Annotated in this window: 5 protein-coding genes; 2 read left to right on the plus strand and 3 right to left on the minus strand. The window is 71.6% G+C overall.

All coding sequences use genetic code 11. The features are described from left to right. Positions 1-11: 11 nt before the first annotated feature. The 3 genes from IEY86_RS26225 to IEY86_RS26235 form a co-directional block, all read right to left on the minus strand. Positions 12-1,328: an MFS transporter gene (locus IEY86_RS26225; protein WP_189134327.1), complete on the minus strand. Its 1,317-nt coding sequence runs from the start codon at positions 1,326-1,328 to the stop codon at positions 12-14. 55 nt (positions 1,329-1,383) lie between these two features. Further along, positions 1,384-2,067: an alanyl-tRNA editing protein gene (locus IEY86_RS26230; RefSeq protein WP_189134328.1), complete on the minus strand. Its 684-nt coding sequence runs from the start codon at positions 2,065-2,067 to the stop codon at positions 1,384-1,386. Between the two features lie 87 nt (positions 2,068-2,154). Continuing rightward, positions 2,155-2,964: a 2OG-Fe(II)-dependent halogenase WelO5 family protein gene (locus IEY86_RS26235; protein ID WP_189134329.1), complete on the minus strand. Its 810-nt coding sequence runs from the start codon at positions 2,962-2,964 to the stop codon at positions 2,155-2,157. A gap of 458 nt (positions 2,965-3,422) precedes the next feature. On the opposite strand from IEY86_RS26235, the gene IEY86_RS38515 reads away from it, so the two are divergent. After that, on the plus strand, positions 3,423-15,020 hold the full coding sequence (locus tag IEY86_RS38515; protein ID WP_189134330.1) for a non-ribosomal peptide synthetase: 11,598 nt from the start codon (positions 3,423-3,425) through the stop codon (positions 15,018-15,020). A 156-nt stretch (positions 15,021-15,176) separates the two neighbouring features. Continuing rightward, positions 15,177-22,556 (plus strand): non-ribosomal peptide synthetase, encoded by a 7,380-nt coding sequence (locus IEY86_RS38520; RefSeq protein WP_189134331.1) that lies wholly within the window; start codon positions 15,177-15,179, stop codon positions 22,554-22,556. Positions 22,557-22,604 lie beyond the last annotated feature (48 nt).

Here is a 22,604-nt window from a genome sequence, read left to right on the forward strand (position 1 = left end):
CGGATCAGGCGCTACTGAGGCCAGCGGGCCTGCGCCACCGCGCGATCCGTCAGCCCGTAGAGGGTGACCGCCCCCTGGAGGGCCGCCAGGGCGAGGATCGCGGTGGTGGTGCCGGTGAACTGCAGAAGTAGGCCGGCGCCCATCGTTCCCAGGGCGGGACCGGACTGGAGCACGGTCATCGTGGCGACGATCGTCCTGCCTCGCCGGTCCTCCGGCACCTGGCGCAGGATCATGATGTCGATAAGCACCCGCAGGGCGGGTGTCGTCAGGGTCGAGAACACCAGCACGCCGAAGACCCACCACGAGCCGAACGGCACCGCCAGCAGCGCCATCGCGACGGCCACGGTCACCGAGACCAGCAACAGCAGCCGCCCCGGCGCCATCCAGTCGTGCAACGGCTTGACCAGCGGGGAGCCCAGTAGCATGCCCACCGCGGTGCCGGTGAGGGCGAGGCCCACGGCTCCCGGCGCGGTGCCCTGGGACTGCAGTTTCACGACGACCACCAGCGTGACCGCGGTGATGACGAGATAGAACGTCCCGATCAGCAGCAGGGCGCCGCGCAGCGCGGGCTGCCGCACGAGTTCGCGCACGCCCGCGAGGACGCCCCCGGAATCCTCGGCGGGGGACGGCTCCCCGCCGTCCTCGGGCTCGTCCGCGTCGACGGGCTTCCCGCCGCGGGGCGGGACACGGACGATGAGGGCGCACAGCAGGGAAAGGCTGAACGTGCCCGCGCACGCGATGAACGGCAGCACACGGGAGACGCCGTACAGCGCGCCACCGAACGCCGGCCCGACCAGGCCCGCCGCGCCTTCGCGCACCTCGTCCTGAGTGAGCGCCTGAGTGAGTTGTTCGTCGGGAACCACGGCACGGACCAGCAGCATGCGGACCGGACCGCCGAAGGCCGTTCCCAGGCCCAGGACCAGGGCCACCAGCAGGAGATGCGCGACGGTGAGCGCGTCCATGGCCAGGGCCACGGCGACCGAGGCGGTGGCGCCGGCGCGGGCTCCCTCGGCGCCGATGAGCACGTACCGGTGGTCCCAGCGGTCGGCGAGCGCGCCGATCGGCAGTCCGAGGACCAGGATGACGATGAGCTGGGTGAAGCCGAAGAGACCGGCCAGGGCGGGCGATCCGGTCATGGCGAGCACCAGCAGGGGGTAGGCGATGTCCGCCGCCTCGACGCCGAGCGTGGTGCTGGAGGCGCCGATCCAAAGGAGCTGGAACCGCCAGTTGCGGCGCAGCGGAACGAGCGGGGGCCGGTTCGCGACCGGGTCCTCCTCTGCCGCCGGTGCGGGGGACACCTCGAGTGGCTCGGTCTCGGACTGGCTCATGGCCGCTGGTCTTCCTGTTCGCCGATGGGGACGGATGTGTCTCGGTGCCGGCGTGCTAGGTGGTCGGGGCGTGCTCGGCCTCGTAGCCGACGCGCATGCGTCCGCCCTTCACCTTGATGGACCGGATGCGCACCTCGCGCAGAAAGGACAGATCGGGGACGTGGGTGCCTGCGCAGGGCTCGGTGTGCAGGCCCTCGATGGTGACGTTGCGCACCCCGTCCCGGTGGTCGGCGGTCACGGCGGTCGCCGCGCGCACTGCCTCGTCGAACTGCTTGTTCAACTGCTCGGTGAGCGCGTCGCGGTCGACCTCCCGGTCGTCCAGGGCGTAGTCGACGCGGGCCTGTCCGGGGAAGTGGCTGTTTCCGACGTGGGCGAAGCCGAGTCGGCTGACGAACGCGTGCACCAGATGGCCGGCCGTGTGCAGGGCGGCGTGCAGGCGGCGTACGTCGGCGTCGACACGGGCGACGGCGTCCGTTCCCGGCGCGGGGACCGCGCCGGAGTCCTCAGCGGCTTCGGGCAGGTCGAGGACGACCCACCCGGCGTCGTCCCGGCGCGGCCGGGCGGTCAGGCCGCCCACCGTCCCCCGGTCCGCGGGCTGCCCGCCGCCCTGGGGGTGGAAGATGTTCTCGGCGAGAGCGACCCAGACGACACCGGAGTCATCCCGACCGGACCTCGCCACCGTGGTGGCGACCTCGGTCGCATAGGTGTCGGTGAGGTACAGGTGGTGCTGCAAGACCATTACCTACTTCTGCTGATACGGGCCGCGCCCGGGGACAGGGAGCGGGTGACAACGGCGGGGACGAGCCTCGGGCGCGGGGCCGTGCGCTCACGACCACAGGCACAGGGGGCCGCGGCCCGTGATCCCGATGAAGAAGGAGAGTGTGACCCGGCGTCCACCGCCCTCCACGGGCTCCACCAGGTGGTAGTTGCGCGGGTCGAACAGGACCGCGTCCCCCAGGTCGGCGCGGATGATCGCGGCGGGCTCGCCCTCCACCAGCGCCCGGTCGTACCCGTATCCGTCCCGCTGGTCCTCGTCGCGCGGGCGCCAGCGCCGCCGGTACGCCACGGCCTCACCGCCCTTGAACGGGGTCGAGAGGTGGCAGTTGAAGGCGATCTGCGCGATGGGCGACTGGTCCATGACACCGCCGAACTCACGGATGACCTCGTCGAAGTGCATACGGGCGCCGTTGTTGATCTCCCGGATCATGCCGGCGAACATGTCCCGGCCACCCGACGTGGCGGGCCGGACTTCGTCGCCCCAGACCTCCGCGAGCGTCTTCGCCGCGATGTCCAGCGGGTCGCTGCCGTTCAGCAGCCGGGACCGCACGCGCGTGGACTGTTCCGCGTGCTCCCAGTACGCGTCGTGCAGCTTGCCGTCCCCGTAGAAGTCGTAGGCGGCCGGCCCGAGTTTGGCGATCCTGGGCTGGACGAGCTGCTCGTCGTACGTGCCCATCTCGCAGGTCTCCAGCGCGCGCATGACCTCAACACACTGATCGGAGTCGAAGAAGTTCCTGATCCGCACGGAGCCGACGGATCCCGCGGCGAGGGACGTGATGTGATCCGCGGTCAGCCGGTCGGCTACCTCGGTGGAAAACAGAGTGGGTATGGCTGGAGAGCTGACATGGGCGGTACTCACGGCTGCGGACTGCTCCCTTCCGGCAAGGGTGGGCACGGTCGGTCGGAACTGCTGAGGAGTGGGCCAGGACTGGCCTGCCCGCCCGGTCCCGTCGACCCCGCTCCGTGCGGGCCCTGAGGCCTGGTCGCACTGGCGTCGGGGGACACGCTAGCCATCCGTGACAGGACATGTCCAGCGTCGTGACAATTGGGTGTCAAGGGAATGACAGCACCCTCTCCGTGGGTAACTCCTGGTACCGGCGCGTCCGCGGCCGCTCCGGCGCTGTCCTCTGCGCCCCTTCGGTGATGCGGTCTTGACGGGAATGTCATTGCGCATGCCGCTTGCTGTCATAATTTCTGGACGCGTGATGCCAACCTGACTATGGTGATGCCGGATCAGGATGCAGGACCAGGATGCAAGCAGAGAGATCTTGGACGGCGTCTTCGGGATGCGGCCGACCCCACGATGGAGTAAAGAGAATGCCTGACTCTCGGGACCAGAAGCTGACCCAGGACACTGCGGCCGAGCGCGTCCGGATCCTGGGGGAGTGGAACGACACCCAACGGCCGGTCGAACCCGTGACGTTGCCGGAGCTGTTCCAGGCGCAGGTGGAGCGCACCCCCGACGCTCCGGCGTTGGCCTTCGAGGACGACGAGTTGTCCTACGCGCGGCTCAATGCCGAGGCCAATCGGCTGGCCCGGCTCCTGCTCGACCGGGGCGTGGGCCCGGAGTCGGTCGTGGCGGTCGCGGTGCCGCGCTCGGTGGAGTTGGTCGTCGCGCTCCTGGCGGTGCACAAGGCAGGTGCCGCCTATCTGCCGCTGGACACCGACTACCCCGCCGAGCGCCTCGCGTTCATGCTCGGTGACGCGCGGCCGACATGCGTACTGACCACGAGCGCGGTGGAACTGCCGCAGTCGGCCGTACCGCGGGTGCTGCTGGACACGCCGGATGTCCTGGCGCCCTACGCCGATCACCGCCTCTCGTCCACGCCTGCTCCGGGGAATCCGGCGTATGTCATCTACACCTCCGGCTCCACCGGGCGGCCCAAGGCAGTGGTGATCGCCCACTCCGGCATAGTCAACCGACTGCTGTGGATGCAGAACGAGTACGGACTGACCGCCGCGGACCGGGTCCTGCAGAAGACTCCGTCGAGCTTCGACGTCTCGGTCCAGGAGTTCTTCTGGCCCCTGATCACCGGGGCCACTTTGGTGGTGGCCAAGCCCGGCGGGCACCGCGACCCCGCCTACCTGGCCCGGCTGATCCAGTCGCGGCGGATCACCGCGCTGCACTTCGTTCCCTCGATGCTCCAGGTCTTCCTGGACGAGCCTGCCGCCGCCGGGTGCGCGAGTCTGCGGCTGGTGCTGTGCAGTGGGGAGGCCCTGCCGCAGCGGTTGGCGCAGCGCTTTCACCAGGTGCTCGGTGCCAGCCTGCACAATCTGTACGGCCCCACGGAAGCCTCCATCGACGTGAGCTCGGCGCAGTCCGTTCCCGGCCGTTCCTCCGGATCGGGTCTGGTTCCGATCGGCCGGCCGGTGTGGAACACCCGGCTCCATGTCCTGGATGCCGCTCTGGAGCCGGTGGCGCCGCAGATGCCGGGGGAGCTCTACCTCGCGGGTGTGCAGCTGGCCCGTGGATATCTGAACCGTCCGGGTCCGACCGCGGAGCGCTTTGTGGCCGATCCCTTCGGTGCGGCGGGTGCCCGGATGTATCGCACGGGAGATCTGGTCCGGTGGACGTCGGACGGTGAGCTGGACTTCATCGGCCGGGTCGACGAGCAGGTGAAGATCCGCGGGTTCCGGGTGGAGCTCGGTGAGGTCGAGGCGGTGCTCGCGGCGGATCCGGCGCTGGCCCAGGTGAAGGCGGTGGTGCGCGAGGACCGGCCCGGTGACCAGCGCCTGGTCGCCTATGCCGTCCCCGTCGCCGGTGCCGTCCCCGATCCGGAGGGGCTGCGCCACTGCCTGGCCCGCACACTCCCGGAGTACATGGTGCCCTCCGCGGTGCTGGTGCTGGAGGCGCTGCCGCTGACCCCGAACGGCAAGCTGGACCGCAGGGCGCTTCCGGCGCCGGACTACTCGGCCGAGGTCGACGGCGCGGGCCCGCGCACCCCGCAGGAGGAGATCCTGTGCGGCCTGTTCGCGGACGTCCTGGGCCTGGATTCGGTCGGGATCCATGACAACTTCTTCGACCTCGGCGGCCACTCGCTGCTGGCCACTCGGCTGGTCAACCGCGTCCGCACGGTCCTGGGTGTGGAATTGGGGGTCGGCGGGCTCTTCGAGGCACCCACCGTGGCCGGGATCGCAGCGGTACTGGCCGAGCACGGCGGCGGGGTGGAACGTCCGGTGCTCCGGGCATCCGCCGACCGCGGGCAGCGGGTCCCGGTGTCGTTCGCCCAGCGGCGACTGTGGTTCCTGTCCCAGGTGGAAGGGCTCAGCGCCACCTACAACATCCCGCTCGCCCTTGGCCTCACCGGTGATGTCGACGCCCGCGCGCTGGAAGCCGCGCTGGGCGATGTGGTGGACCGGCACGAGAGTCTGCGGACGGTCTTCGAGGAGGTGGACGGAGAGCCGGTCCAGGTCATCCTGCCCGCCGGTGAGATCCCCGTCGAGCTCAGGCGGCTCGATGTCGCACCCGAGGGGCTCCAGCAGGCCGTGACCGAGGCCTCCCACCGGACGTTCGACCTCGGCGCCGACCTGCCGCTGCGCGCGTGGCTGATGCGGACCGGCGAACATGAGAGCACTCTTCTCCTGGTGCTGCACCACATCGCCGGTGACGGCTGGTCCTTGGGCCCCCTGGCCCGCGATGTCGGCACCGCGTACGAGGCCCGTCTCGACGGCCGTGAGCCGCAATGGCCCTCGCTGCCGGTCCAGTACGCCGACTACGGCCTGTGGCAGCGTGGACTGCTCGGCGACGAGAGCGCCCCCGACAGTGTCGCGGCCCGCCAGATCGACTACTGGCGTGCGACGTTGGCGGGAGCTCCGGAGGAGCTCGAGCTCCCGAGGGACCGTCCTCGCCCGGCGGTGCCGACCAACCGCGGCGCCAGGGTGACCACGCACATCAGCGCCCCGCTCCACCGCAGGCTGACCGCGGTGTCACGAGAGTCCAAGTCCACGCTGTTCATGGCGCTCCAGGCAGGGCTGTCCGCGTTGCTGACGCGCCTCGGCGCCGGCACCGACATACCCATCGGCTCCGTGATCGCGGGTCGCACCGACGACGCGCTCGATGATCTGGTCGGCTTCTTCGTCAACACCCTCGTGCTGCGCACCGACACCTCCGGGAACCCCTCCTTCGGTGAGCTCCTGGCACGGGTCCGGACCACCGATCTGGCTGCCTACGCCCACCAGGACCTACCGTTCGACCGCCTGGTCGAAGCCCTCAACCCCGCCCGCTCCCGCTCCCGCCACCCGCTCTTCCAGGTCGCGCTAGTCCTCCAGAACAACGCCGCCGCCGAGTTCTCCCTGGGCGACGGTGTCACCGTCGGCGAGGGAGAAGTGCCGCTGCCCGGCCCGCACTTCGACCTGTGCCTCAATCTGCGCGAGCAGCGTGACGACGACGGCGGTCCCGGCGGTGTCCGGATTCACTTCGAGTACGCCGCAGACCTCTTCGACCGCGGCACGGTGGAAGCCCTCGCCGCTCGCTTCGTGCAACTGCTCGATGAGCTGTCGGCCCATCCGGATCTGCCCATCGGCAGTGCCGAGATCCTCACCCCGGCCGAACGCGAGCTGATCCTGGGGGAGTGGAACGACACCGCGGTCGCCGTGTCCGGCGGCGGGCTGAACGAGGTGTTCCTGGCACGGGTGGCCGAGGCCCCGGACGCGCTCGCGGTGGCGAGCGACGTCGAGCGGCTGACCTACCGGGAGCTGAACGCGCGCGCCAACCGTCTCGCGCACCGGCTCATCGCCGCGGGCGTCGGCCGGGAGTCGGCGGTGGCGGTACGCCTGGAGCGCTCGGTCGACGTCGTCGTCACGAGCCTGGCCGTCGTCAAGGCCGGTGGCGCCTATCTGCCGCTGCCCGCCGGGTACCCGGCCGAGCGGATACGCCTGGTCATGAGCGACACGGGCGCCCGCATCCTGATCGTCGACCCCGCCAACCGCACCCACGCGGCAGCCGGTGCCGCCGAGGAGCTGGGCGCCGCCGTGCTCGTCGTGGACGGCGAGGAGGGACTGAAGGACCGGCCCACCAGCGACCCGGACCTACCGGCCCACCCCGACGATCTGGTCTGCCTGCTGCACACCTCCGGCTCCACCGGCACACCCAAGGGCGTGGCGATCACCCACCGCAATGTGGCGACCTTCGCCGCCGCGCCGGACTGGAAGGACGCCTCGCAGGAGCGCGTGCTGCTGCACTCCGCGCACGCCTTCGACGCCTCGACGTACGAGATCTGGGTGCCCCTGCTCACCGGCAACCAGATCGTCGTCGCCCCGCCCGGCGTCCTCGACACCGAGACGTACGCACGCGTCATCACCGAGCACAGGGTCACCGGCCTGCTCGTCATCACCACCTTGTTCAACCTGCTGGCCGAGGAGATCCCCGAGGTGCTCGGCGGGCTCGGCAGGATAGTGACGGGTGGCGAGGCCGCCTCACCCCGTGCGATGCGCCGCGTGCTCGAGCACGGCCCCGACCTCAAGCTCATGCATGTGTACGGGCCCACCGAGTGCACGGTGCTCGCCACCAGGGCGGTGGTGGCCGCCACGGCCACCACCGGCACCGCGGTCCCCATCGGCGGACCGATGGACAACACCCGGCTCCTTGTCCTGGACCGGTATCTGCGGCCGGTGCCCGTCGGTGTCACCGGTGAGCTGTACATCGCCGGCACCGGTCTCGCCCGTGGCTATCTGAACCGCCCCGGGGTGACGGGTGAGCGCTTCGTGGCCGATCCCTTCGGCCCCGCGGGCACCCGGATGTACCGCACGGGCGACCTCGTCCGCTGGACACCGGACGGAGAACTCGACTTCGTCGAACGGGCCGACGGGCAGGTGAAGATCCGCGGGTTCCGCGTCGAACTCGGGGAGATCGACGCGGTGCTCGCCGCCGATCCGGCGCTGGCCCAGGCCAAGGTGGTGGTGCGCGAGGACCGGCCGGGCGACAAGCGCCTGGTCGCCTATGCCGTCCCCGCCGCCGGTGCCGCCCCCGATCCGGAGGAGCTGCGCCGCTCCCTGGCGGCGACCCTGCCCGAGTACATGGTGCCCTCCGCGGTGCTGGTCCTGGAGGCGTTGCCGCTGACCCCGAACGGCAAGCTGGACCGCCAGGCGCTTCCGGCGCCGGACTACTCGGCCGAGGTTTCCGGTGCGGGCCCGCGCACCCCGCAGGAGGAGATCCTTTGCGGCCTGTTCGCCGCACTCCTCGGCCTGGAGACGGTCGGGATCCACGACAACTTCTTCCACCTCGGCGGCCACTCCCTGCTCGCCACCCGGCTGGCCAACCGCATCCGAGCGGCCCTGGCCGAGGAACTGGCCGTGGGCAGCATCTTCCAGGCGCCCACGGTGGCCGGGATCGCGGCACTGCTGGCCGGGGACGGCGGCGGCCCGGAGCGTCCGGTGCTGCGGGCGTCGGGTGAGCGCGGGCAGCAGGTGCCGCTGTCCTTCGCCCAGCGGCGACTGTGGTTCCTGGCGCAGATGGAGGGACCGAGCGCCACCTACAACTGCCCGTTGGCCCTGCGCCTGACCGGTGATGTCGATGCCCGCGCGCTGCAATCCGCGCTGAGTGATGTGGCGGGCCGCCACGAGAGTCTGCGCACGGTCTTCCGGGAGGTGGACGGGGAGCCCGTCCAGGTGATCCTGTCCGCGGATGGCACTTCGGTGCAGCTGATGCCGGTGGATCTGGCACCGGAGGAGCTCCAGGAGGCGATGGCGGCTGCCTCCCGTCGGCCGTTCGATCTCGGCGCCGACCTTCCGGTGCGTGCCTGGCTGTTCCGCACGGGTGAGAGCGAAAGCACCCTTTTGCTGGTCCTGCATCACATCGCGGGCGACGGCTGGTCGATGAGACCACTGGGGCGTGACCTCGGGATCGCCTACGCGGCCCGGTTGGAGGACCGGGAGCCGCGGTGGCCAGCCCTGCCGGTGCAGTACGCCGACTACGCGCTGTGGCAGCGCGAACTTCTCGGCGACGAGAACGACCCGGACAGCGTCTGCGGCCGCCAGCTCGCCCACTGGCGCGAAGCGCTCGCCGATCTGCCCGAGGAGCTCGAACTGCCGTGGGACCGTCCCCGCCCGGCGGTGCGCGGCCACGAGGGTGACGTGGTGGCGCTGGAGGTGCCCGCGGACACCCACCGTCGGTTGCTCGCCGTGGCCAGGGACAACCACGCCACCCTGTTCATGGCCGCGCAGGCGGGGCTTTCGGCGCTGCTGACCCGGCTGGGGGCCGGCACCGATGTCCCGATGGGTTCCGTGGTCGCCGGACGCGGCGATGACGCCCTGGACGATCTGGTCGGCTTCTTCGTCAACACCTTGGTGCTCAGGACCGACACCTCCGGGAACCCGTCCTTCGGTGAGCTCCTGGAGCGGGTCCGCGCCACCGACCTCGCCGCCTACGCCCATCAGGATCTGCCCTTCGACCTGCTCGTCGAGGCCCTCAACCCGGTCCGCTCCCGGGCCCGCCACCCCCTCTTCCAGGTCGCGCTCGTCCTGCAGAACAACGCCGCCGGGGACTTCTCGCTCGGCGGCGGTGTCACCGTGGGCGAGGCGGAGAGCCTGCTGCCCGGGGCACAGTTCGACCTCTGCCTCAACCTGCGGGAGAGGTACGACGAGGAGGGCCGGCCCGACGGCCTTCTCATCGAGTTCGAGTACACCGTCGACCTGTTCGACCGGAGCACGGTCGAGGTACTGGCGGCTCGCTTCACGCAGTTGCTGGAACAGGTCTCGGTCCGCCCCGATCTGCCCATCGGCCATGCCGAGATCCTCACCCCGGCCGAGCGCGGCCTTGTCCTCGGGGAGTGGAACGACACCGCCCGGCCCCTGCCCGGGACAACCGTCCTCGGACTCTTCGCGGAGCACGTCGCCCGCACCCCCGGCGCCACGGCCGTCGAGCACGGCGCCGTCCGCCTGAGCTACACCGCGCTGGACCGCTCCGCCGGGCGCGTGGCCGCGCTCCTGCGGGCACGGGGGATCGGCGTGGGTGACGTGGTGGCCCTGGCAGTGGAGCCCTCGACCGACCTGGTGGCCGCCGTCGTCGGTGCGCTCAAGGCGGGTGCCGCCTTCCTGCCCGTCGACCCGAAGATCCCACCGGCGAGACTCCGGACGATCCTGGACGACGTCTCGCCCGCCGCGGTCCTGAGCCAGTCGCGAGTGCTCGACGCCCTGCGTGACGCCGTCTCGGGCCTGGAAGTGATCAGCCTCGACGATCTCGCGGATGCCGAAGGAGCCCAAGGAGCCCAAGGAGCCCAAGCAGCCCAGGGAGCCGAAGGGCCCGACGGGCCCGACGGGGCGGCTTCAACCACGGCTTCGCGGCAGAGCCCGGTGCCGCCGCCCACCGAGCCGGGCCCCGAGGATGTGGCCTGCGTCTTCTACACCTCCGGATCGACCGGACGCCCCAAGGGAGTGATGTTCACCCATGGCGCGCTGCTCAACTACACACTGACCATGGTCGACGCGTTCGCGCTCACCTCGGCGGACCGCATGCTCCAGGTGGCGTCCCCCGGCTTCGACGTCCTTCTCGAGGAACTGCTGCCGATACTCGCCGCGGGAGCGGCCGTCGTGATCCCCGAGACGCCCGTACTCGCCGCCGGAGCCGACCTCGCGGGCTACGTCGAGGAACACGGCATCACCGGGCTGGAGCTCACCACCGCATACTGGCTCGAATGGGCCCATGAGCTGCACACCACCGGCCGCCGACTGCCCAGCAGCTTCCGCTTCGTGGCCACCGGCGGCGAGCGGATTCTCCCCGATCGCCTCCTGATGTGGGAGGAACAGCCGACCGAGCTGATCCACGTCTACGGGCTCACCGAGGTCTCCTGCACCTCCACCGTCTGCCGGCTCGGCTCCGCCGCCGGGAGGGCGGAGACCTTCGCCGCTCCCATCGGCAAGCCCCTGTGGAACACCCGGGTGTACGTCCTCGACCAGCATCTCCAGCCGGTCCCCGTCGGGGTCACCGGTGAGCTCTACATCGGCGGCACCGGCCTGGCCCGAGGCTATGTGAACCGTCCGGGTCCGACCGCGGGACGCTTTGTGGCCGATCCCTTCGGTGCGGCGGGTGCCCGGATGTATCGCACGGGAGATCTGGTCCGGTGGACGTCGGACGGTGAGCTGGACTTCGTCGGCCGGGTCGACGAGCAGGTGAAGATCCGCGGGTTCCGGGTGGAGCTCGGTGAGATCGAGGCGGTGCTCGCGGCGGATCCGGCGCTGGCCCAGGTGAAGGCGGTGGTGCGCGAGGACCGGCCCGGTGACCAGCGCCTGGTCGCCTATGTCGTCCCCGTCGCCGGTGCCGTCCCCGATCCGGAGGGGCTGCGCCGTTCGCTCGCCGGGGCGCTGCCGGAGTACATGGTGCCCTCCGCCGTGGTGGTACTGGAGGCGCTGCCGCTGACCCCGAACGGGAAGCTGGACCGCAGGGCGCTTCCGGTACCGGACTTCTCGGGTGAGGTTTCCGGTGCGGGCCCGCGCACCCCGCAGGAGGAGATCCTGTGCGGTCTGTTCGCCGGGCTCCTGGGCCTGGATTCGGTCGGCATCCATGACAACTTCTTCGACCTCGGCGGCCACTCGCTGCTGGCCACTCGGCTGGTCAACCGCGTCCGCACGGTCCTGGGCGCGGAGTTGGGGGTGGGCGGGCTCTTCGAGGCGCCGACCGTGGCCGGGATCGCGTCCGTGCTGGCGGCGCACGGCGGCGGGATGGACCGTCCGGTGCTCCGGGCGTCGGCCGATCGCGGGAGGCATGTCCCCCTGTCCTTCGCCCAGCGCCGGCTGTGGTTCCTGGCCCAGGTGGAAGGCCCCAGCGCCACCTACAACATCCCGCTGTCCCTGCGCCTGACCGGTGATGTCGACGCCCGCGCCCTGGAGTCCGCGCTGGGTGATGTGGCCGCACGGCATGAGAGCCTGCGGACGATCTTCCGGGAGGTGGACGGGGAGCCCGTCCAGGTGATCCTTCCCTCCGCCGAGGCGCTCGTCGAGCTGACGCGGGTGGAGCTCGCACCCGAGGAGCTCCAGGAAGCGGTGACCGCCGCCTCCCACCGCACCTTCGACCTCAGCGGCGATCTGCCGCTGCGCGCGTGGCTGTTCCGGGCCGGTGCCGAGGAGCATGTGCTCCTGCTGGTCCTGCATCACATCGTCGGTGACGGCTGGTCGATGGCGCCGCTCGGTCAGGACCTCGCCACCGCGTACGAGGCCCGGCTGAAGGGCCGGGAGCCGCAGTGGCCGCCGTTGCCGGTGCAGTACGCCGACTACACCCTGTGGCAGCGCGCACTGCTGGGTGGCGAGAACGAACCGGGCAGCATCGGGGGCCGCCAACTCGCCTACTGGCGGCAGGCATTGGCCGACCTGCCGGAGGAACTGGACCTGCCGAGGGACCGTCCCCGTCCGGCGGTACCCACCTACGCGGGCGACTCGGTGGCAGTGGAGATATCCGCGGACACCCACCGGCGGTTGCTCGCGGTGGCCGGGCAGAGCGGGGCCACGCTGTTCATGGCCGTGCAGGCGGGGCTGTCGGTGCTGCTGTCCCGGCTCGGCGCGGGCACCGACATCCCCATCGGCTCCGTGGTCGCGGGCCGCACCGACGAGGCACTGGACGATCTGGTCGGCTTCTTCGTCAACACCCTGGTGCTGCGCACCGACACCTCGGGAAACCCGTCCTTCGGTGAGCTTCTGCGGCGGGTCCGCTCCACGGATCTGGCCGCGTACGCCCACCAGGACCTGCCGTTCGACCGCCTGGTCGAAGCCCTCAACCCCGCCCGCTCCCGCTCCCGCCACCCCCTCTTCCAGATAGCGCTGGCCTACCAGGACACACCCGAAGTCCGTCTCTGCGTCGACGGGCTCAAGTCCGAGGTGCTCCCCGCAGAGTTCCCGGTGGCCAAGTTCGACCTGACCTTCGACGTCCTCGAGCACAAGGGGGAGGACGGCAGCGCGAGGGGAATCGATCTGGCCGTCGACTACGCGGTCGACCTGTTCGACCGTGACACCGTGGAGGCGCTGGCGGCACGTTTCACGCAGTTGCTCGATGAGCTCTCCCGGCGTCCTGATCTGCCCATCGGCAGCGCCGAGATCCTCACCCCGGCCGAACGCGAGTTGATCCTCGGGGAGTGGAACGACACCGCGGTCCCGGTCTCCCGCGGTTCGCTGACCGGGGTGTTCGGGGCGCGAGTGGCGCAGGCCCCGGACGCGGTCGCGGTGGCGAGCGACGTCGAGCGGCTGACCTATCGGGAGCTGAACGAGCGCGCCAACCGTCTCGCCCACCGGCTCATCGACGCGGGCCTCGGCCGGGAGTCGGCGGTGGCGGTCAGGCTCGAGCGGTCCGTCGACGTCGTGGTGGCGAGTCTCGCCGTCGTCAAGGCCGGCGGCGCCTATCTGCCGCTGCCCACCGGCTACCCGGCCGACCGGGTCCAGGCGGTCATGCGGGACACCGGCGCCCGCCTGCTGGTCGTCGATCCCGCCAACGCGACCCATCCCGCGGCCGAGGCCGCCCGGCAACTGGACGCCGCCGTGGTGGTGGTGGACGGCGAAGCCGGCCTGGAGGGTCGGCCCGGCAGCGATCCGGCCATCCGTATCGAGCCCGACCACCTGGCATGTGTGCTGCACACCTCCGGGTCCACCGGCACCCCGAAGGGGGTGGCCGTGACGCACGACAACGTGGTCGCCTTCGCCGCCGACCGCGGCTGGCGGGACGGTTCACAAGAACGTGTCCTGCTGCACTCCGCCCATGCCTTCGACGCGTCCACCTACGAGATCTGGGTTCCCCTGCTCACCGGCAACCAGATCGTCGTCGCCCCGCCCGGCGCCCTCGACACCACGACGTACGCGCGACTCATCTCCGAACACGAGGTGACCGGCGCGGTCATCACCACCTCCCTGTTCAACCTGCTCGCCGAGGAGATACCGGACGCGATCGGCAGGCTCGGCAAGATAGTGACCGGGGGCGAGGCCGCCTCACCGCACGCCATGCGCCGGGCGCTCGAGCACGGCGCGGACGTCAAACTCATGAACGTCTGCGGACCCACCGAATGCACCGTGCTCGCCACATGGACCCGGGTCACTTCCGCGACCCGCGGGGGAGCCACGGTGCCCATCGGCAGGCCCAGGGACAACACACGTGTCCATGTCCTGGACCGGCGCCTGTCTCCGGTCCCCGTCGGGGTCACCGGAGAGCTGTACATCTCCGGCACCGGACTGGCCCGCGGATACCTCAACCGCTCCCGCGTGACCGCGGAGCGGTTCGTGGCCGACCCGTTCGGCCCCCCGGGCACCCGGATGTACCGCACGGGCGACCTGGTCCGCTGGAGACCGGACGGTGAACTCGACTTCGTCAACCGCGTCGACGGACAGGTGAAGATCCGCGGATTCCGCGTCGAACTCGGGGAGATCGAGGCGGCTCTCGCCGCCGATCCCGCCGTCGCCCATGCCGCGGTCGCCGCCCGCGAGGACCGGCCGGGGGACAAACGCCTGGTCGCCTACGTGGTGCCCGCTCCCGGTGCGGTCCCGGACCCGGACCGGATGCGCCAGGAACTGTCCGGCACCCTGCCCGAATACATGGTGCCCTCCGCGGTGGTGGTGCTGCAGGCGCTGCCGCTGACCCCGAACGGCAAGCTGGACCGCGGAGCCCTTCCGGCCCCCGAGGTCGCCACCGAGGCCTCCGGCGCGGGCCCGCGCACACCCCACGAGGAGATCCTGTGCGGCCTGTTCGCCGATGTCCTCGGCCTGGAGGCGGTCGGGATCCACGACAACTTCTTCCATCTCGGGGGGCACTCCCTGCTGGCCACCCGACTCGTCAACCGCATCCGCACCGCCCTGGCCAAGGAACTGGCGGTGGGCAGCTTCTTCCAGGCCCCCACGGTCGCCGCAGTCGCGGCCCTGCTGGCCGCTTCGGAACCGGACGAACGTGCGCCGGGCCGCAAGCGCACCCCGCCCTCGCGGCCGGTCCTCCGGCCGAGGAACCGGGGCTGAGCCCGTCCACAGCACCGCGACCGGTCGCCTCACCCGCGAAAGGGCAGTGACCGACCCCGTGTCCTGACCGGTCCGGTGCTCCTCCTCCCGCCCCGAACCGCGCCCGTCCGCGGCGCTCCACCGTGCCCGAGGCCCCTTCTCCAGGAGACAGATCCGATGACGGTCCAGCTTTCTTTCGCGCAAGCGCGCCTGTGGTTCCTGCACCGCCTCGAAGGCCCGAGCCCGACGTACAACCTGCCGCTCGCGCTGCGGCTGACCGGCAAGCTCGACCGGGAGGCCCTCAGCGGCGCGCTGGCCGATGTGGTCGAACGGCACGAGATCCTGCGGACGGTGTACCGCGAGGTGGGCGCCGAACCCGTCCAGGTGATCCTCGGCACCGAGGACGCCCGCCCCGAGTTGACCGTCGTCGAGGTGAGCGCCGAGAAGCACCTGGCGTCCGCGCTGGAGGAGAAGGCGGGGCACTGCTTCGACCTGGCCGCCGACGTGCCGCTGCGGACCTGGCTGTTCGAGCTCGGTCCCGAGGAGCATGTGCTCCTCCTGCTGATGCACCACATCGCCGCGGACGGCTGGTCGATGGGGCCTTTGGGACGGGATCTGGGACTGGCGTACGCGGCGCGGCTGGAGGGCCGGCAGCCGGGGTGGGCCGAACTGCCGGTGCAGTACGCCGACTACGCGCTGTGGCAGCGCGAGCTGCTCGGCGACGAGAACGACCCCGACAGCGTGGCGGGTACCCAACTCGCCCATTGGCGCGCGGCGCTGGCGAACCTGCCGGAAGAGCCGGCGCTGTTCACCGACCATCCGCGACCGCCCGTCTTCGGCCACCGCGGGGAGATCGTCGGGTTCGGGATCGACGCGGCCACCCATGCCGGACTCCTCGATCTGTGCCGGGCGACCGGCGCCACCGTGGCCATGTCGGTCCAGGCCGTGGTGTCGGTCCTGCTGTCCCGGCTCGGAGCGGGCACGGACATCCCCATCGGTACCGCCGCCGCCGGCCGCACCGATGAGGCGCTGGACGATCTGGTCGGTTTCTTCGCCAACACCCTGGTGCTGAGGACCGACACCTCCGGCGATCCCACGTTCCGCCAACTCCTCGCACGGGTCCGGGACATCGCCCTGGCCGCGTACGACAACCAGGACCTTCCCTTCGACCGCCTGGTCGAGGCCCTGAACCCGACCCGGTCGCTCTCGCGCCACCCGCTCTTCCAGACGATGGTGGCCCTGCGGACCAACGAGGTCGACGCGTTCGGATTCGGAGGACTCGAGGTCCGCGTCGAGGACATCCGCTCCGGTATCGCGCAGTTCGACCTGTCGATCACCCTCCAAGAGAACCACGGCGCGGACGGCTGCCCGGACGGCCTGACGGGCACCCTCGAATACAGCACGGATCTGTGGACCGAGGACTCCGCCCGGTCGATGGCGGGCCACTTGGCGTCACTGTTCTCCGCGGTGGCGGCCGAGCCGGATCAGGCGATCAGCCGCGCTCGGATCCTGTCCGAGGCCGAGCGTGCCCGGATCCTCGGGGACGGGCACGGTCCGGCCGGTGAGATCCCCTCGGCGAGCATCACCGAGCTGTTCCGGGCGCAGGCCGAGCGGACACCGGACGCGGTCGCCGTGGTCTTCGACGGTGCCCCGGTCTCCTACCGCGAGCTCGACGAGCGGTCCCGGGCCCTGGCCCACCGCCTGATCTCCTCGGGGGTGACGCCCGAGAGCAGGGTCGTGATCCTCCAGGAGCGCTCCGCCGATCTGATCGTCTCCATCCTGGCCGTCCTCGAGGCGGGGGCCGTCTACGCGCCGCTGGACGTGCGCTCGCCCGCGAGCCGGATGGCCTCCGTCCTTGCCGACACCGCCGCCCGCGTGCTCCTGACGGACCGGGCGATGCTGGGCCACGAGTTCCTCGCCTCAACTCCCGCCGATGCGGCGCGGATCCTGGTCGTGGACGATCCCGGGTCCGTCGCGCCGGACCCGGCCGCACCCGGGGCCGCGGCCGTACGGGGTGACACCGGGGGCCCGCTCGTGCGCACGCATCCCGAGCAACTGGCCTATGTGATGTACACCTCCGGGTCCACCGGGACGCCCAAGGGCATCGGCATCACCCACCAGGACGTGGTCGCGTTCGCGCTGGACCAGTGCTGGCGCGGCGTCGACCACCGGATACTCCTGCACTCCCCGGTCGCCTTCGACGCCTCGACCTACGAACTGTGGGTCCCGCTCCTCACCGGCGGGCGCGTCGTCGTGGCCCCGCCCGGTGACCTCGACCCGCACGCGCTGGCGGCCATCATCCGCGAGCAGGAACTCACCAGCGTCCTGCTCACCGCGGGCCTGTTCCGCGTCGTCGCCGAGGAGGTCCCGCAGACCTTCGCGGGCCTTCGGGAAGTGCTCACCGGCGGCGATGTGATCCCGGTGACGGCGGTGCAGCGGGTCCTCGACACCTGCCCGGACACGGCGGTCAGGCCCACCTACGGCCCCACGGAGACCACGCTGTTCGCGACCCAGCATGTGCTGCGGGCACCGCACCGGGTGGGCCGTACCGTGCCGATGGGGCGGCCCATGGACCAGATGCGGGCCTATGTCCTGGACGCCGCCCTGGAGCTGGTCCCGACCGGGGTGACGGGGGAGCTGTACGTGGCCGGTGCCGGTCTGGCGCGCGGCTACCCGGGACTGCCGGGCCTGACGGCCGGGCGCTTCGTCGCCGACCCCCACGGTGCGGCCGGGTCGCGTATGTACCGCACCGGCGACCTGGTCCGCTGGAGCCGCGAGGGCATGCTGGAGTTCGTCGGCAGGGTCGACGAGCAGGTGAAGATCCGCGGATTCCGTGTGGAGCCCGGAGAGATCGAGTCGGTCCTGGGCGGCCTGGAGGATCTGGCCCAGATCGCCGTGGTGGTCCGCGAGGACCAGCCCGGTGACAAACGGCTCGTGGCGTACGCGGTGCCCGCTCCCGGCGCCGAGCCCCCTCGCCCCGAGTCGCTGCGCGAGCGTGCCGCCGCCGTGCTGCCGGACTACATGGTCCCCTCCGCCTTCGTCGTCCTCGACACCCTGCCGATCACCCGGAACGGCAAGCTCGACCGCAGGGCCCTGCCGGTCCCCCGGGCCGCCGACACCAAGGGCCGAGGTCCGCGCACGCCGCGGGAGGAGATCCTCTGCGAGATCTTCGCGGAGGTGCTGGGACGGGCCCGGGTCGGTATCGACGACAGGTTCTTCGACCTCGGCGGCCACTCGCTGCTCGGCACCCGCATGATCAGCCGGATCCGCAATGTCCTCGGCGCCGAACTCGGCATCCGCGACCTCTTCGAGGCGCCCACGGTGGCCGCCCTCGCGGCCAGGATCGAGCAGTCGGGGGCCACCGGGCCCACCGTCCGGCCGCTCCGCTCGCGGGCGAAGCGCCCCGAAGCGCTGCCCCTGTCCTACGCCCAGCAGCGCCTGTGGTTCATGCACCGTCTCGAGGGCCCCAGCGCCGTCTACAACCTGCCGCTGATGGTGCGGCTGACCGGCAGGCTGGAGCGGTCCGCGCTGGATGCCGCGCTGAGCGATGTGGCGCACCGCCACGAGGTCCTGCGCACCGTCCTTCGTGAGGTCGACGGTGAGCCACGTCAGATCGTCCTCGCCGAAGCCCGTATCGAGCTGACCGCACACACCGTCGCGGAGGAGGAGCTGACCGCGGCGGCCGAGGCGGCATCCCGCCGGCCCTTCGACCTGGCCGAGCAACTGCCGGTACGTGCCTGGCTGTTCGAGCTGGGCCCCGAGGAACACGCCCTTTTGCTCGTCCTGCACCACATCGCCGCCGACGGCTGGTCGATGGGACCGCTCGGACAGGACCTGTCGGCCGCGTACGCCGCCCGGCTGGAGGGCCATGAGCCGGACTGGACGGCGCTGCCGGTCCAGTACGCCGACTACGCGCTGTGGCAGCGGGAGCTGCTCGGGGACGAGAAGGACCCCGGAAGCGTCGCCGGCCGCCAACTCGACTACTGGCGGCAGGCCCTGGCGGGTGTGCCGGAGGAGCTGGAGCTGCCGCGGGACCGCCCCCGTCCGGCAGTTCCCAGCCACCAGGGCGACTCGGTGCCGCTGGAGGTCTGCGCGGACACCCACAAACGACTGCTCGCGCTGGCCAGGGAGAGCCAGGCCACCTTGTTCATGGCCGTGCAGGCGGGGCTCTCGGCGCTGCTGACCCGGCTCGGCGCGGGCACCGACATCCCCATCGGCTCCGTGGTCGCGGGCCGCACCGACGAGGCACTGGACGATCTGGTCGGCTTCTTCGTCAACACCGTGGTGCTGCGCACCGACACCTCCGGAGCCCCGACGTTCCGCCGGCTCCTCGAGCGCGTGCGGGACACCGACCTGGCCGCCTACGCGCACCAGGACCTCCCCTTCGACCGCCTGGTCGAGGCCCTCAACCCCACCCGCTCGCTGGCGCGCAACCCCCTGTTCCAGACCACACTCATCCTGCACAACCAGAGCACCGAGTTCGCGATGGCGGGGCTCGAGGTCCGCAATGAGAACGTCGGCGCGTACGTGGCCCAGTTCGACCTCCAGTTCCACCTGGACGAGCGGTACGACGCCGATGGATCAGCGGCCGGGTTGCGGGGCGGCATCATGTTCAGCACCGACCTGTTCGACCGGGAGACCGCGCAGGCCCTGGCCGAGCGGCTGGTCCGGCTCCTGGACATCGTCACCGCCGACCCCGGACTGCCCATCACCGGCGTGGACCTGCTGTCCGAGCAGGAGCGCGAACTCGTCCTCCACACCTGGAACGGCCCCCGGCGGCAGGTGCCCGACCAGGACCTTGCACGGCTGTTCGAAGCGTGCGCCGCGCAGCGGCTCGACGCCGCGGCCGTGTGCGCGGACCGTACGGTACTGACGTACGGCGAGCTGAACACCCGCGCCAACCGCATCGCGCACCGGCTGGCGGATCTGGGCATCGGTCCGGACCGGACCGTGGCCACCCTTCTGGAGCGCTCGCCCGACGTGGTCGCCACCACGCTGGCCGTCGTCAAGGCGGGCGGCACCTACGTCCCCCTGTCGTCGGGCTACCCGCTCGAGCGGATGCACTACGTCATGGAGGGCACCCGCGCGTCCGTTCTGGTGGTCGACGCCTCGACGCGCGGCCACGAGCTGGTCGAGCGGGTACGGCAGGGCGGCACCCGGATCGTCGGCCTGGACGATCCCACGCTGGACGACGAGCCGTCGGACAACCTCGGCGTGACCGTCCACCCCGACCACCTGGCCTATGTGATCTACACCTCCGGCTCGACCGGGGCTCCCAAGGGAGTGGGAGTGACCCATCGCAACGTCGCCGACCTGGCCGCCGACGAGTGCTGGTCCGGCGGTGCGCAGCGGGCCGTCCTGATGCACGCCCCGCACGCCTTCGACGCCTCGACGTACGAGCTGTGGGTGCCCCTGCTCACCGGGGGCCGGGTCGTCGTGGCGCCCGTCGGCTCCCTGGACACACGCGAGTACGCCCGGGTCATCACCGAACACGGCGTGACCTCGGCCCTGTTCACCCCCGTGCTCTTCAATCTCATGGCCGAGGAGGAGCCACGGGCCCTCGGACGGATGCGGCAGGTGTGGACCGGAGGCGACAATGTGCCGGTCAGCGCCGTGCAGCGGGCCATCGACCTGTGCCCCGACACGCAGATCGTCGCCACCTACGGCCCCACCGAGACCTCGGTCATCTGTTCCTGGCACCCCATGCGCGCCCCGCACCGGGTCGGCCGCTCGGTGCCCATCGGGCGGGCCATGGACAACACCCGCCTCTATGTGCTCGACGAAAGGCTCGCCCCGGTGCCGGTGGGTGTCCCCGGCGAGCTGTACATCGCCGGACCGGACCTGGCACGCGGGTACATCGGCCGCCCCGACCTGACCGCGGGCCGGTTCGTCGCCGATCCGTTCACGCGGGAGCACGGCTGCCGTATGTACCGCAGCGGCGACATCGTGCGGTGGGCCGGGGACGGAGTGCTGGAGTTCGTCGGCCGGGCCGACGGCCAGGTCAAGGTCAGGGGCTTCCGCATCGAACTCGGTGAGGTCGAGGCGGCGCTGGCCCAGGACCCCGGACTGGTCCAGGTGGCGGCGATGGTCCGGGAGGACCGTCCGGGCGATCGGCGGCTGACCGGCTACCTCGTCCCCGCCGAGGGGGCGAGCGTGGATGTCGCCGCTGTCCGGGAAAGGCTCGCGGCAGGACTGCCCGAGTACATGATCCCCTCGTCGTTCGTCGTCCTCGACACCCTGCCGCAGACGCCCAACGGCAAGCTCGACCGCAAGGCCCTTCCGGCACCGGCGGCGGCGAGCACACAGGGCCGTGACCCGCGCAACCCCACGGAAAGGGTCCTGTGCGGCCTGTTCGCCGACGTGCTGGGCCTGGAGCGGGTCGGTATCGACGACAACTTCTTCGACCTCGGCGGCCATTCGCTGCTCGCCACCCGGCTGGTCAACCGCGTCCGCGGCGCCGTCAACGCCGAGATGGCGGTCGGCACCCTGTTCGCCGCTCCCACGGTCGCGGCGCTCTGCGCGGCACTGGGCGCGGGGACCGGCGCGGCCGCGGCCGCGCCGGAGGAGGAGACCGACGGCGCGCTGGAGACCGTCCTCCCGCTGCGGCCGTCCGGCCACGGCACACCCCTGTTCTGCATCCACCCCGGCGGGGGCATGGGCTGGTGCTACGCCGGGTTCACCCGGTACGTGGACGAGGACACCCCGGTCTACGCCTTCCAGTCCCGCGGCCTGGCGCGGCCCGTGCGGCTGCCCCGCAGCGTGGAGGAGATCGCGGTCGACTACCTCGCGGAGATCCGGAAGATCCAGCCCGAGGGCCCCTACCAGCTGGCCGGATGGTCGTTCGGCGGCGCGGTCGCGCACGCCGTCGCCACCGATCTGAGGGCAGCGGGGGAGGAGGTCGCCCTGCTGGCTCTGCTCGACGCCTATCCCGGCGGCGCCAACGGCGAGTACGAGGTGATGGACGCCCGGGACGTCCTGCGCCTGGCCTTCGACGGCGTCGACGTGCTCGAGGGCACCGCCGACGCCGACGGAACCGTGACGGCGGCCCGGGTCCTGGAGCTCCTGCGCGAGCGCGGCAGCATCCTGTCCGGCCTCGACGAGCGCGCCGTCGCCGCGTTGATGGAGGTCACCGTCAACAACGTCCAGCTCATGCGGGAGTTCGCCCCGAAGCGGTACGACGGGCAGGTCCTGCTCTTCCAGGCCGGGCGGGAGAGGCACCTGGACGCCACGACCGCGTCCGCCCTCTGGGCTCCCCATGTCGGCGGTCTGGAGCACCACATCGTGGACTCCACGCACGCCGACATGACCAGGCCCGAGGCGCTCGCCGTGATCGGCCCGGTCCTGGCGAGCCGCATCGCGCAGGCGGGCGGGGCCGCCCCGGCCGCCCAAGCGCCTTCCGCCCCCGCCGCCCAAGCGCCTTCCGCCCCCGCCCGGACCCGCCAGGCGCCGACCGGCCAGGCGCCGACCGGCCAGGCGCCGACCGGCCAGGCGCCGACCGGCCAGGCGCCGACCGGCCAGGCGCCGACCGGCCGGGCGCCGGGCGCCACGAGCCGCTGAGCCCCGCCCGCTCCCCGAACGTCACCAACCGACCGGAGGCACCACCGC

Source organism: Wenjunlia tyrosinilytica (assembly GCF_014646055.1).
Taxonomy (GTDB): Bacteria; Actinomycetota; Actinomycetes; order Streptomycetales; family Streptomycetaceae; genus Wenjunlia; species Wenjunlia tyrosinilytica.